The sequence below is a fragment of the Kitasatospora albolonga genome (assembly GCF_039535905.1).
In the GTDB taxonomy this organism is placed as follows: Bacteria; Actinomycetota; Actinomycetes; order Streptomycetales; family Streptomycetaceae; genus Kitasatospora; species Kitasatospora albolonga.
Map to the genome: position 1 here is coordinate 1 of NZ_BAAAYB010000096.1, position 12,722 is coordinate 12,722.

Consider the following 12,722-nt stretch of genomic DNA (forward strand, 5'->3'; position numbering starts at 1 on the left):
GAAAAGGCCTCCCGGCTAAGCCGGGGGGCCTTTTCGCATTCCCGGACACGCCGGCCGGGACTTCCCAGACCCGTCCGGGCAGCGCGTTGGCCAAGGCCCGGGCACCGGCGAGCTCGGCTTCGTTGTCCTGTTCGTCGTAGGGCTTGCCAGGTCAGCTGACCGCGATAGGCGCCGGGCCGACGACCTGCCAACTCCCGCCGAGGCGACGGCTCGTCGGCCCGAGACGCTTCAGTAGGCTGCGCTGGCCATGGATACGCACGCCGAACCCGAGCCGCCCCGGACCGACGCGATCGCTTCCGGTCCGCCGATCCGGCAGCTCTTCCGGAACGTCATCGCCGACTGTCTGCCGGGCCGCAGGCCGCCCCAGGCGGCGATGCTGTTCGACGCCGAGATCGACCCCTTCTGGGACGACCGGAGCTTCCTCGGCGCCTTCTACAACGAGATCCTCCACCAGGACACCTGCCAGCCGGCTACCGCTGACGGCCTCGTCCTGCCCGCGATTCTGGCCGCTGACGACCGGGTTCCCGCCCGGCACCGGTTCCAAGCCGTCCATCTGCTGTTCAGGGCTGCCACCGTCGCCGAGCACCACCTCGCCGAGACCTGGCCGGACAGCCCGCGGCACGCCGATCCCGACAGCGAGGCCCGGGCCCGCAGCGCGGTCCAGGCCCGCACCCCGGACCTGCTGAACCGCTGGTCGGCCGAATGCCCCGCGGTCCGGCTGGCCCTGGCCGGCCTCGCGGTCGTCTTCCCGACCGACCGCACCCTGCCCGCCCTCGCCCCGCGCCTGCACGGCTTCACGAACCAGCACGGCCGGGGCACCGACATCGGCGACTACGTACGGTTCGTCCTCGTGCTGGCCTCCCAGAACGAAGAACGGATCCGCACCCTGACGGAGAGCCTCACCGGCGCCCACTGGGCGGGAACAGCGAGAGAACTACCGACCCGGGCACGGGCCCTCCACCTCCTTGGTCAGATGCTGGCCGAGGTCGGAGCCGAACTCACCCAACCGCGCGGCCGGCAGTGACGCACCGCAGCCACGACGAACGACACACTGCTCGTCGCTCACGCTGCCATCTCTCGTGAACACCCGCGGACTTCAAGATCCGCAACTGCTGCCCAAACCGGCGGACAAAACGCTGCTCATAGAAGTGAACGAAGCCACCAGGTGGCCCAGGACGACCTGGTTGGCCTGTCCGCGGCCGACTGCGGACAGCCACGCCATCTGGACCGGCGGCACGAGGCCCTTCGTTGACGGGCCGTCAGGGAAATCGTCGGGATCGGGTCCCTCGGGCCACTGGTGGTCCCCTTCTGGATCTCACCGCCGCCCCAGCCTGACGGAATCGCGACCGAGCTCCTTTCGAGGATCCTCATCGAACGACAGGCCGACAGGCCCGGCAACGGCCCGACATACTCAGCGGATGAGCGTTGAGGCGGGAGCAGGCGGCGGTGGGGCACTCCAGGAGGTGCTGAGACGTACGGCGGAGGGTCTCGGAGTGGTCCTGCCCGAGCCTGACGGGGAGTTCTCGCACATCGCGAGGTACGCCCGTGCGGAGTCGGGTCGACGGGTGACGGTGCGTCCGCCCTACGACCGGTCCTGGGGCTCGAAATTCCTGACGGTGTATCCGCCCGGCGAGCAGTGCGGCGGCCACTGGATAGCCCTGGAAAGCCGCGGCGTGCCCATGGCCGGCGGGTGGGTCACGGATCCGGCCGAAGTGGTCAGGGCGACAGCGGCGTGGTTGAGCGGTGCGGGGTTGGGCGAGACCAAGGCTCTGGCTCCGGGCATCGAGTACCGCCCGTGGGCCGTGGAGCACGAGCAGGAGCCTCTGGACGCGGTCGAGTTGGTGTGGCACATCAAGCTCGACCGCTTTCACACGTCGTCGTGGGGCCGCCGTCCCCGCACGCACGCGCTGTTGGTGGCCGCGTATGCCCAGCCGGCGCTCCGCAGGCTGACGCCGATCACCAGTCATTTCAACGTGTGGTTCTCCACCAGGATCGAGTTCTTCGAGGACAGAGGGACCAGACAGGCCGGGTTCGGCCACTGGGCGGGGCAAGTCGGGTACGGCCTGCTCCCGCACGATGAGCGGCTGTACGGGGTGCGGCGCCGAGGCGGAGAGCTGGTCGCGCGCACCGAGACACCCGAGGAGGCCGTCTCCCTCGTGGTGGCTGCACTCCCGGACCGGCCGTGGTGATCAGCGGCTCAGGCTGTGCCGGACGTAGTCCGGGTGGGCGGCGCCGACCTCGATGCTGTTCTCGTCCAGGCCGTTGATGATCCGCAGGCAGCCGTCGGCGAAGGCGAACTCCACTGCCACGGTTCCGGCTGCCAGATCGCGGCCTGCCGGCTGCCACTCGAGCAGCGCGACCTCTCGCAGCTCCTGGCCGAGGAACGGCTCCAGGCGCTCATCGCTGTGGGACCACTGCGGCGTGAGCTCGAACCACTCCCACCCGGTGATCGTCGCCGCGGTGTCGAGCGTGTCCCAGCCGATCGAGAGGAGGTCGAGCTGCGAGTGGCAGACCTCCACCTGGTGGCCGTCGAAGTCCAGCACCACCGGGCAGTCGGCGAACCAGTCCCCGTCCTCGGCGAACCGCACCAGCGCGAACCCCGTCAGCCGTCTGCCGGCGAGCGCCGCCAGGCGTGATCCGTGTGCCTGCCGAATGGCGTCGAGCCCGATCAGGAAGGACGGCTCGAAACCAGAGATCCCCATGGTCACAGCACATGAGTTTCCAGGGCTTTGACCCGACCAGCCAGCGCATATCGACCATGCCGGGGGACTGCTTGTCGCCCGCAGCGCGCCGGCTACCTCTGGGCGTTCCCACGCGCCCGGCCGCTGGTGCCGCGTTCGAGGCGAGGGATCTTGTGCGGATTCTCCGGCAGCACGATGATGTGCGGCCATGAGCGATCTCGACCCGGTCACCCAGGAAACCCTGCGTTCGGTGGGCTGGTTGCCTGGGCGCCGCGTGGACACCAGCCTCTGGCGCATGAGTTTCGCGGAGACCGGGCTGGTGATGCACCGAGCCGCCGAGGAGTTCCTGGCCGAGTTCGGCGGGTTGCGGGTCGCCTCACAGGGTGCCGGGATCACGCGCGCTCGTGAGGCGTTCGACCTGGACCCCATGAGCCTCTGGAACAGTGAGGAGGACCGCTTCACGGCATGGAACGAAGTCAGAGGAGCCGGGCTCTTCCCCGTCGGCGAGCTTGCCCACGGCCTCGCGCTACTCGGCATCGACGAACACAGTGAGCTCTACGTGGTCCAACCCTCGCGCCTGGCCACCTTCGGGCGGCTTCCCACAGGCATGGACGGCCTCGTCCTCGGGGCCATGGCACGCAGGGTCGGCTGACCTCGGCGTCCGTCATGGCCCGACCGACGACAGTCCGTCAAGGGTGTTCGCCGGAGCGTGGGTTGATCGTGAGAGCGCAGGGCGGGTGCCGGGTTGCCTCTGTGGGGCTCGTCCGTGCGGCTGGGTGCGGGTGTACTGGGAGGGCGACGCCCTGGTGCCGTTGCCCTCGGCGGAGGGGGTGTTGTCGCGTCCTGCCGGGGCGGACGCGAGCTTCTGGGCCAGGAGGGGGTGGACATCCGGTCGGGCTCCCTGGGCTTGATCGGGCGCTGGTCGGGCGAGCCCGTGCGGATGACCACGGGAGGCGACTGGGGAAAACCGGTGCTCGGGTTCGAACCGGCCGCGGACGGTGTGGTGCTGCTGGCAGATCCCCTACCGGGCATCGAGGCATGGACCTTCGACAGCGGGTGCTCGTACGGCAGTACCTGGATCCGGTTCTTCAGGAGCTTGCGCTGGTCCAGGAGGGCCCGCAGCGAGCCGGCCGGGCTCGGCACGGTCAGAGCGGCCGCGTCGGTACTGGGGATGATGACGGTCTGCTCGTCGAGGGCGGCGAGGATCTCTTCGACCAGGCGCTGGACCATGCGCGGGGCCAAGGGCAGGGTGACACCAACCAGGCGACGGCGTCCGGCTTTTGTGCAGGGTGGACGGTGGGTCGAACCGCTCCAGCAGGGCCTCAGCACGCGTTCCAGGTGCGGGTCGAACCGGGTGAGCAGTCCGCGCAGCCGGTTGGCGATGCGAGCTCGATGCCGCGCGGGGTGTGCGGCATGGTGCGGGCGGCATCCGCAGTGACCGCGGTGTCGCGGGTGTCGCTCTTGGCCTCGCCGGGATAGAGCTTGGAGGTTCGGCAGCCGGCAGCCCGTGCGACCGCCAAGGGAAGGGCGCCGATGTTGGGCCCGTCGAGGGGGATAGGTTGAACAGGTGGCGTCGACGCCGCCGACTGGTCCGCCGTTCGCCCCGCGCCGCCAGGGCTCCCGGTGGGGCAGGTGCTGATGATGTTGATGCCGGGGCCGCCCCGGCCCTCCGTCGCCGCCGCGTAGCCGCACTGCTGTAGCTGAGTCCGAGACCGAGCCCCAGCCAGCCGGCCAAGCCGCCCTCGTCGCCCACGTCCGCGGCGCCGCCTGTGCCCGCTGGCGCCGCTGCGGCTGCGGGAGCTGTCCGAGCAGGCGGTCGTACTCGGTGCCGACTCCGCGTTGCGCCGGCCCGCTTGCGGGGCGGACGTGTGGCTCCGGCGGCGGCCGACCTGAGGTTGACGTCATGGGCGGAGAGGTCTAGTGTTCTTCGAGCTGCCTGACAGGGAGAACCGGACGCGCGCTCTGCACGGACGGTCCCGGGGTGGCCGATCTCCTGAAACACCACTTCTCATTCGAGCTGGTCCACGCCTTGTCGAGGGTCAGTGCGAATTGTCGTGCGCGAATTCGGAAGGTCGAGGCGGATTCGCTTTTCGGAGCGGGGATCGGCTAAGGTTTGAAACGTCGGACGGGCCGTCAGGTCGCAGAAGACACAAGCGAGTTGGATGAACGAAGCGCCGGAAACGGGGCGGAAAACATCTGGTAAGCTAAGAACACGAAAGAACGAAGCGCCCGGAGGGCCCGCTGGAAGGCGGACCGAAGGAAGCCACCGTTCCTTGAGAACTCAACAGCGTGCCAAAAGTCAACGCCAGATATGTTGACATCCCCGGCCTCACCTTCTGGTGGGGTTGGAGATTCCTTTATGAAGTAAACACTAGCGAGGACGCAGTGCGCGGGACCGCCCTATTCCGGTGGTTGCCGTGCCGCTCAACGCGAGTGCTTGCCGGATTACCGGTAGACATTCACGGAGAGTTTGATCCTGGCTCAGGACGAACGCTGGCGGCGTGCTTAACACATGCAAGTCGAACGGTGAAGCCCTTCGGGGTGGATCAGTGGCGAACGGGTGAGTAACACGTGGGAAATCTGCCCTGCACTCTGGGACAAGCCCGGGAAACTGGGTCTAATACCGGATATGACCTTCTTCCGCATGGTTGAAGGTGGAAAGCTCCGGCGGTGCAGGATGATCCCGCGGCCTATCAGCTTGTTGGTGGGGTAATGGCCTACCAAGGCGACGACGGGTAGCCGGCCTGAGAGGGCGACCGGCCACACTGGGACTGAGACACGGCCCAGACTCCTACGGGAGGCAGCAGTGGGGAATATTGCACAATGGGCGAAAGCCTGATGCAGCGACGCCGCGTGAGGGATGACGGCCTTCGGGTTGTAAACCTCTTTCAGCAGGGAAGAAGCGCAAGTGACGGTACCTGCAGAAGAAGCACCGGCTAACTACGTGCCAGCAGCCGCGGTAATACGTAGGGTGCGAGCGTTGTCCGGAATTATTGGGCGTAAAGAGCTCGTAGGCGGCTTGTCACGTCGGGTGTGAAAGCCCGGGGCTTAACCCCGGGTCTGCATTCGATACGGGCAGGCTTGAGTGTGGTAGGGGAGATCGGAATTCCTGGTGTAGCGGTGAAATGCGCAGATATCAGGAGGAACACCGGTGGCGAAGGCGGATCTCTGGGCCATTACTGACGCTGAGGAGCGAAAGCGTGGGGAGCGAACAGGATTAGATACCCTGGTAGTCCACGCCGTAAACGTTGGGAACTAGGTGTTGGCGACATTCCACGTCGTCGGTGCCGCAGCTAACGCATTAAGTTCCCCGCCTGGGGAGTACGGCCGCAAGGCTAAAACTCAAAGGAATTGACGGGGGCCCGCACAAGCAGCGGAGCATGTGGCTTAATTCGACGCAACGCGAAGAACCTTACCAAGGCTTGACATATGCCGGAAACGTCCAGAGATGGGCGCCCCCTTGTGGTCGGTATACAGGTGGTGCATGGTTGTCGTCAGCTCGTGTCGTGAGATGTTGGGTTAAGTCCCGCAACGAGCGCAACCCTTGTTCTGTGTTGCCAGCATGCCTTTCGGGGTGATGGGGACTCACAGGAGACTGCCGGGGTCAACTCGGAGGAAGGTGGGGACGACGTCAAATCATCATGCCCCTTATGTCTTGGGCTGCACACGTGCTACAATGGTCGGTACAAAGGGCTGCGATGCCGCGAGGCGGAGCGAATCCCAAAAAGCCGGCCTCAGTTCGGATTGGGGTCTGCAACTCGACCCCATGAAGTTGGAGTTGCTAGTAATCGCAGATCAGCATGCTGCGGTGAATACGTTCCCGGGCCTTGTACACACCGCCCGTCACGTCACGAAAGTCGGTAACACCCGAAGCCGGTGGCCTAACCCTTGGGAGGGAGCCGTCGAAGGTGGGACCAGCGATTGGGACGAAGTCGTAACAAGGTAGCCGTACCGGAAGGTGCGGCTGGATCACCTCCTTTCTAAGGAGCACATAGCCGGATGTGAGCGAATGTCTCACACGGTTGCTCATGGGTGGAACGTTGACTATTCGGCACACTAGGTAGGCCCTGTTAGTACTGCTTCGGCGTGGAACACAGGACACCATCTGGTGTGTCGGGCACGTTGTTGGGTCCTGAGGGAACGGAAGTTGCCTCGAGGATGCCGGCCTCATGCGAGGCGCCCCCGTAAGGGAGCGTTGAGTTTGGGTGTCTGGTCGTTGTTTGAGAACTGCACAGTGGACGCGAGCATCTGTGGCCAAGTTTTTAAGGGCGCACGGTGGATGCCTTGGCACTAGGAACCGATGAAGGACGTGGGAGGCCACGATAGTCCCCGGGGAGCCGTCAACCAGGCTTTGATCCGGGGGTTTCCGAATGGGGAAACCCGGCAGTCGTCATGGGCTGTCACCCGCACCTGAACACATAGGGTGTGTGGAGGGAACGAGGGGAAGTGAAACATCTCAGTACCCTCAGGAAGAGAAAACAACCGTGATTCCGGGAGTAGTGGCGAGCGAAACCGGATGAGGCTAAACCGCGTTGGTGTGAGACCCGGCAGGGGTTGCCATCGTGGGGTCGTGGGAAAGTTCTTCAGTCGTCTGCCGGCGGCTGGGCGAGTCAGAAACCGTATGGATAGTCGAAGGACATGCGAAAGGTCCGGCGTAGAGGGTAAGACCCCCGTAGACGAAATCTGTGCGGCTCGCTTGAGCTTCTCCCAAGTAGCACGGGGCCCGAGAAATCCCGTGTGAATCTGGCGGGACCACCCGCTAAGCCTAAATATTCCCTAGTGACCGATAGCGGATAGTACCGTGAGGGAATGGTGAAAAGTACCGCGGGAGCGGAGTGAAATAGTACCTGAAACCGTGTGCCTACAAGCCGTGGGAGCGTCGGATGTGCAGCTTGCTGTGCATCTCGTGACTGCGTGCCTTTTGAAGAATGAGCCTGCGAGTTTGCGGTGTGTAGCGAGGTTAACCCGTGTGGGGTAGCCGTAGCGAAAGCGAGTCCGAATAGGGCGTTTGAGTTGCATGCCCAAGACCCGAAGCGGAGTGATCTAGCCATGGGCAGGTTGAAGCGGAGGTAAGACTTCGTGGAGGACCGAACCCACCAGGGTTGAAAACCTGGGGGATGACCTGTGGTTAGGGGTGAAAGGCCAATCAAACTCCGTGATAGCTGGTTCTCCCCGAAATGCATTTAGGTGCAGCGTCACGTGTTTCTTGCCGGAGGTAGAGCACTGGATAGGCGATGGGCCTCACCGGGTTACTGACCTTAGCCAAACTCCGAATGCCGGTAAGTGAGAGCGTGGCAGTGAGACTGTGGGGGATAAGCTCCATGGTCGAGAGGGAAACAGCCCAGAACACCGACTAAGGCCCCTAAGCGTGTGCTAAGTGGGAAAGGATGTGGAGTCGCAGAGACAACCAGGAGGTTGGCTTAGAAGCAGCCACCCTTGAAAGAGTGCGTAATAGCTCACTGGTCAAGTGATTCCGCGCCGACAATGTAGCGGGGCTCAAGTACACCGCCGAAGTCGTGTCATTGCAGCAATACCCCCAACGGGGGCTGTGATGGGTAGGGGAGCGTCGTGTGCCGGGTGAAGCAGCGGAGGAATCCAGTTGTGGACGGTTCACGAGTGAGAATGCAGGCATGAGTAGCGATACAAGAGTGGGAAACTCTTGCGCCGATTGACCAAGGGTTCCTGGGTCAAGCTGATCTGCCCAGGGTAAGTCGGGACCTAAGGCGAGGCCGACAGGCGTAGTCGATGGACAACGGGTTGATATTCCCGTACCCGCTTTGAAGCGCCAACGGCGAACCTTCTGATGCTAAGACCGTGAAGCCGCCCCGGAGCCTTCGGGCAAAGGGGAGTGGTGGAGCCGTCGAACCAAGGTGGTAGTAGCTGAGCGATGGGGTGACGCAGGAAGGTAGTCCAGCCCGGGCGGTGGTTGTCCCGGGGTAAGGGTGTAGGACGTGAGGTAGGCAAATCCGCCTCACACATAGTCTGAGACCTGATGCCGAGCCGATTGTGGTGAAGTGGATGATCCTATGCTGTCGAGAAAAGCCTCTAGCGAGTTTCATGGCGGCCCGTACCCCAAACCGACTCAGGTGGTCAGGTAGAGAATACCGAGGCGTTCGGGTGAACTATGGTTAAGGAACTCGGCAAAATGCCCCCGTAACTTCGGGAGAAGGGGGGCCGGAACTGGTGATGGGATTTACTCCTTGAGCTGGGGCCGGCCGCAGAGACCAGCGAGAAGCGACTGTTTACTAAAAACACAGGTCCGTGCGAAGCCGTAAGGCGATGTATACGGACTGACGCCTGCCCGGTGCTGGAACGTTAAGGGGACCGGTTAGTCACGATTCGTCGTGGCGAAGCTGAGAACTTAAGCGCCAGTAAACGGCGGTGGTAACTATAACCATCCTAAGGTAGCGAAATTCCTTGTCGGGTAAGTTCCGACCTGCACGAATGGCGTAACGACTTCTCGACTGTCTCAACCATAGGCCCGGTGAAATTGCATTACGAGTAAAGATGCTCGTTTCGCGCAGCAGGACGGAAAGACCCCGGGACCTTTACTATAGCTTGATATTGGTGTTCGGTTCGGCTTGTGTAGGATAGGTGGGAGACTTTGAAACCCAAACGCCAGTTTGGGTGGAGTCGTCGTTGAAATACCACTCTGGTCGTGCTGGATGTCTAACCTGGGTCCGTGATCCGGATCAGGGACAGTGTCTGGTGGGTAGTTTAACTGGGGCGGTTGCCTCCTAAAGAGTAACGGAGGCGCCCAAAGGTTCCCTCAGCCTGGTTGGCAATCAGGTGTTGAGTGTAAGTGCACAAGGGAGCTTGACTGTGAGACCGACGGGTCGAGCAGGGACGAAAGTCGGGACTAGTGATCCGGCGGTGGCTTGTGGAAGCGCCGTCGCTCAACGGATAAAAGGTACCCCGGGGATAACAGGCTGATCTTCCCCAAGAGTCCATATCGACGGGATGGTTTGGCACCTCGATGTCGGCTCGTCGCATCCTGGGGCTGGAGTAGGTCCCAAGGGTTGGGCTGTTCGCCCATTAAAGCGGTACGCGAGCTGGGTTTAGAACGTCGTGAGACAGTTCGGTCCCTATCCGCTGTGCGCGTAGGAGTGTTGAGAAGGGCTGTCCCTAGTACGAGAGGACCGGGACGGACGAACCTCTGGTGTGCCAGTTGTCCTGCCAAGGGCATGGCTGGTTGGCTACGTTCGGGAGGGATAACCGCTGAAAGCATCTAAGCGGGAAGCCTGCTTCGAGATGAGCACTCCCACCTCCTTGAGAGGGTAAGGCTCCCAGTAGACGACTGGGTTGATAGGCCGGATGTGGAAGCCCTGTAAGGGGTGGAGCTGACCGGTACTAATAGGCCGAGGGCTTGTCCTCAGTTGCTCGCGTCCACTGTGTTGTTCTGAAACAACGACCCCACGTCATGGATGGCGTGGTGCGGTTGACAGTTTCATAGTGTTTCGGTGGTCATAGCGTGAGGGAAACGCCCGGTTACATTCCGAACCCGGAAGCTAAGCCTCACAGCGCCGATGGTACTGCAGGGGGGACCCTGTGGGAGAGTAGGACGCCGCCGAACAATCATTCAGAGAAGGCCTCCCGGCTTAGCCGGGGGGCCTTTTCGCATTTCCGGGCCGAATAACCGGATGCGTGCTTTCCGTATGATCTTTAGTGTTGCGCACATGACGATCTCTTACGACACCACCGGCGCCGGCCCGGCCGTTCTCCTGCTCCACTCCACCGTCTGTGACCGCCGCATGTGGGACGGCCAGCTGGCCGCCTTGGCCGGGGCCGGGCACCAGGTGGTCCGGGTCGATCTGCGGGGGTTCGGGGAGAGCCCGGCGGCGGACCAGGCCTACAACGATGCGGACGACCTGGTGGAGGTGCTGGCCGAGCTGGAGGTCGACCGGGTCGCTCTGGTGGGGGCGTCGGGTGGTGGGGCGGTGGCGCTGGAGTTCGCGGCGCGGTTCCCGGAGCGGGTCGGGGCGCTCGGGCTGCTCTGCACCGCGGCGGCGGGGCTCGAGCCGGGTGACGGGCTGCGGGCGTTCTGGGCGAAGGAGAACGAGCTGCTGGCGGCGGGGGACGTGGCGGGTGCCACAGACCTGAACGTGACCACCTGGCTGGGGCCGGACGCCGGTGACGACGCCCGGGCGACGGTCCGTCTGATGCAGCGGCACGCCTTCGAGGTGCAGCTGGCCGCGGGTGACGTGGAGGGGATCGAGTACGAGTCGTCCCCGGCCGACATCACCGCGCCGACCCTGCTGGTGACCGGGGCCCACGACTTCCCGGAGTTCGGTGGCGTCTCGGACAAGCTGGCCGGTCTGATCCCGGGTGCCCGCCGGCTGGACCTGGAGTGGGCCGGTCACCTGCCGGCCGTGGAGCGGCCCGAGGAGACTGCCGCCCTGCTGGTCGGGTTCCTGGCCGAGACCCGCTGGACCAAGTAGCAAGTAGCAAGGAGCGGGGGCGCGGGCTCAGGCGTGCTCGGCCGGGCCGAGGTCGACCAGGCCGAGGGCGGGCCGGTCGCGGTGGAGGGCCAGGGCGACGTCGACCAGGTCGGCCCGGGGCAGGTCGGTGATCTGGTCGAGGGGGATCCAGGCGGCCAGGTCGGTCGTGCCGTCCGTTTCCGGGCGGAGCTCGCCGCCGACCACCCGGGCGGAGTAGACGATCCGCAGGCTGTGGAAGTCGGTGGGTGGTCCGGAGAGGAACGGCGGGTTGAGGCGGTGCCGGGAGTCGACGCCGAGCAGGGCGTCGAGCTCGACCAGGTAGCCGGTCTCCTCCTCGGCCTCCCGGACGGCGGCGTGCTGCGGCGGTTCGCCGTGGTCGAGGCCGCCGCCGGGCACCGTCCACTCGGGACTGCCGTCGCCGAGCCGGCCGCGGGCGAGCAGCATCCGGTCGGCTTGGTCCACGCACACCACGTACGCCGCCACCCGCGAGCGCTGTACGGCCTTCTCCATCGTCGGCTCCCCCATCGTGGGCTCCTCGGTCTCCTCGGGCTCCTCCGTCGTCCCGCACCGGACCTGACACTCAATCAGGACGGGACCGGCCGGACCACCGTTTTACCGCCCGCCCGCCGCGTAAGGTCGGCAGCATGGAGATCCTGACCAACGCTGCCCTGACCGAGGACGAGCTCGCCGCCGCCCGGGCCGTCCTGACCGCCGCCGCGGAGGCGGACGGCCGCGAGGCGGTCTCGGAGGCGGGCCGGCTGCGGCTGCGGGTGGCGGAGCCCCGGGCCGGAGTGACGCACCTGGTGCAGCGCGGCGAGGCCCGCGAGCCGGCCGGGTACGCGCAGCTCGAGGTGGGCGAGGGGACGGCGACGGTCGAGTTCGCGGTGCACCCGGAGCTGCGTCGGCGCGGCCACGGGCGGGCGCTGCTGGACGCGGTGCTGGCGGCGGCGGGGCCGGGGCGGGCGGTGGACTTCTGGGCGCACGGCGGCCACCCGGGCGCGGCCAGGCTGGCCGAGGAGCGGGGAGCGGAGCTGGTGCGCGAGCTGCGGCAGATGCGCAAGCCGGCCGAGCCGGTGCCGGCCGCGCCGGTGCTCCCGGCGGGCGTGACGGTGCGGACCTTCCGGCCGGGGCGGGACGAGGCGGCCTGGCTGGCGCTGAACGCGCTGGCCTTCGCGCACCACCCCGAGCAGGGCAGCTGGACGGAGCGGGACCTGGCGGACCGTCAGGCGGAGGCGTGGTTCGACCCGAGCGGGTTCTTCCTGGCGGTCCGCGGGGACGGGGACGGGGCGGAGCGGGTGGTGGGCTTCCACTGGACCAAGGTGCACCCGGACGGGCTCGGCGAGGTGTACGTGGTCGGTGTCGACCCGGCCGAGCAGGGGAACGGACTGGGCAAGGCGCTGACCGCGACGGGCCTGCGCCATCTGGCCGAGGACCGCAAGGCGCCGACGGTGCTGCTGTACGTGGACGCCGACAACCACGCCGCCGTGCGGGTGTACGAGGGGCAGGGGTTCACCGTCCACGAGGTGGACCTGATGTACCGCCTGCACACGGAGCAGGCGCCGCGGGCCTGAGTCCGGCCACGGGGGCGACGGACTCAGCTTTC

The 12,722-nt window shown here is 65.5% G+C and carries 7 protein-coding genes, 3 rRNA genes and 1 pseudogene; 8 read left to right on the plus strand and 3 right to left on the minus strand.

Annotated elements, in window-relative coordinates; translation table 11 throughout:
- Positions 1–247: 247 nt before the first annotated feature.
- Together ABD946_RS23810 and ABD946_RS23815 are read left to right on the plus strand one after the other, a co-directional pair.
- Positions 248–1,024, plus strand: a complete 777-nt coding sequence (locus ABD946_RS23810) for a hypothetical protein (RefSeq protein ID WP_345286802.1) — start codon at positions 248–250, stop codon at positions 1,022–1,024.
- A gap of 541 nt (positions 1,025–1,565) precedes the next feature.
- Positions 1,566–2,189, plus strand: coding sequence for a DUF6193 family natural product biosynthesis protein (locus tag ABD946_RS23815; protein ID WP_345286804.1), 624 nt, complete (start codon positions 1,566–1,568; stop codon positions 2,187–2,189).
- Here ABD946_RS23815 and ABD946_RS23820 read toward each other — a convergent pair whose 3' ends face one another.
- On the minus strand, positions 2,190–2,702 hold the full coding sequence (locus ABD946_RS23820) for a hypothetical protein (RefSeq protein WP_345286806.1): 513 nt from the start codon (positions 2,700–2,702) through the stop codon (positions 2,190–2,192).
- Positions 2,703–2,889: 187 nt separating this feature from the next.
- Here ABD946_RS23820 and ABD946_RS23825 point away from each other — a divergent pair, with 187 nt between their 5' ends.
- Positions 2,890–3,333 (plus strand): SUKH-3 domain-containing protein, encoded by a 444-nt coding sequence (locus tag ABD946_RS23825; protein WP_345286808.1) that lies wholly within the window; start codon positions 2,890–2,892, stop codon positions 3,331–3,333.
- Between the two features lie 365 nt (positions 3,334–3,698).
- Here ABD946_RS23825 and ABD946_RS42890 read toward each other — a convergent pair.
- Positions 3,699–4,237 (minus strand): annotated as a pseudogene (locus ABD946_RS42890) (IS110 family transposase); the annotation flags it as partial.
- A 902-nt stretch (positions 4,238–5,139) separates the two neighbouring features.
- Between ABD946_RS42890 and ABD946_RS23830 the strand changes: the two are divergent.
- From ABD946_RS23830 to ABD946_RS23845, 4 genes are all read left to right on the plus strand, one after another.
- A 16S ribosomal RNA gene (locus ABD946_RS23830) occupies positions 5,140–6,661 on the plus strand.
- A gap of 272 nt (positions 6,662–6,933) precedes the next feature.
- Positions 6,934–10,055: ribosomal RNA gene (locus ABD946_RS23835) — 23S ribosomal RNA — on the plus strand.
- Between the two features lie 82 nt (positions 10,056–10,137).
- Positions 10,138–10,254, plus strand: a 5S ribosomal RNA gene (gene rrf / locus ABD946_RS23840).
- Together the 16S, 23S and 5S rRNA genes form the textbook arrangement of a ribosomal RNA operon.
- A gap of 103 nt (positions 10,255–10,357) precedes the next feature.
- Positions 10,358–11,119 (plus strand): alpha/beta fold hydrolase, encoded by a 762-nt coding sequence (locus ABD946_RS23845; protein WP_345286810.1) that lies wholly within the window; start codon positions 10,358–10,360, stop codon positions 11,117–11,119.
- 27 nt (positions 11,120–11,146) lie between these two features.
- Here ABD946_RS23845 and ABD946_RS23850 read toward each other — a convergent pair whose 3' ends face one another.
- Positions 11,147–11,644, minus strand: coding sequence for an NUDIX hydrolase (locus ABD946_RS23850; protein ID WP_345286812.1), 498 nt, complete (start codon positions 11,642–11,644; stop codon positions 11,147–11,149).
- Positions 11,645–11,763: 119 nt separating this feature from the next.
- On the opposite strand from ABD946_RS23850, the gene mshD reads away from it, so the two are divergent.
- The gene (gene mshD / locus ABD946_RS23855) at positions 11,764–12,690 is read left to right on the plus strand and encodes a mycothiol synthase (RefSeq protein WP_345286814.1); all 927 of its coding nucleotides are present in this window, start codon (positions 11,764–11,766) and stop codon (positions 12,688–12,690) included.
- Positions 12,691–12,722 lie beyond the last annotated feature (32 nt).

Excerpts from the sequence above, each read along its gene's own strand:
- ABD946_RS23825 (WP_345286808.1), top strand. The coding sequence starts at position 2,890 with ATGAGCGATCTCGACCCGGTCACCCAGGAAACCCTGCGTTCGGTGGGC.
- mshD (WP_345286814.1), top strand. The coding sequence starts at position 11,764 with ATGGAGATCCTGACCAACGCTGCCCTGACCGAGGACGAGCTCGCCGCC.
- ABD946_RS23850 (WP_345286812.1), bottom strand. The coding sequence starts at position 11,644 with ATGGGGGAGCCGACGATGGAGAAGGCCGTACAGCGCTCGCGGGTGGCG.
- ABD946_RS23810 (WP_345286802.1), top strand. The coding sequence starts at position 248 with ATGGATACGCACGCCGAACCCGAGCCGCCCCGGACCGACGCGATCGCT.
- ABD946_RS23845 (WP_345286810.1), top strand. The coding sequence starts at position 10,358 with ATGACGATCTCTTACGACACCACCGGCGCCGGCCCGGCCGTTCTCCTG.
- ABD946_RS23820 (WP_345286806.1), bottom strand. The coding sequence starts at position 2,702 with ATGGGGATCTCTGGTTTCGAGCCGTCCTTCCTGATCGGGCTCGACGCC.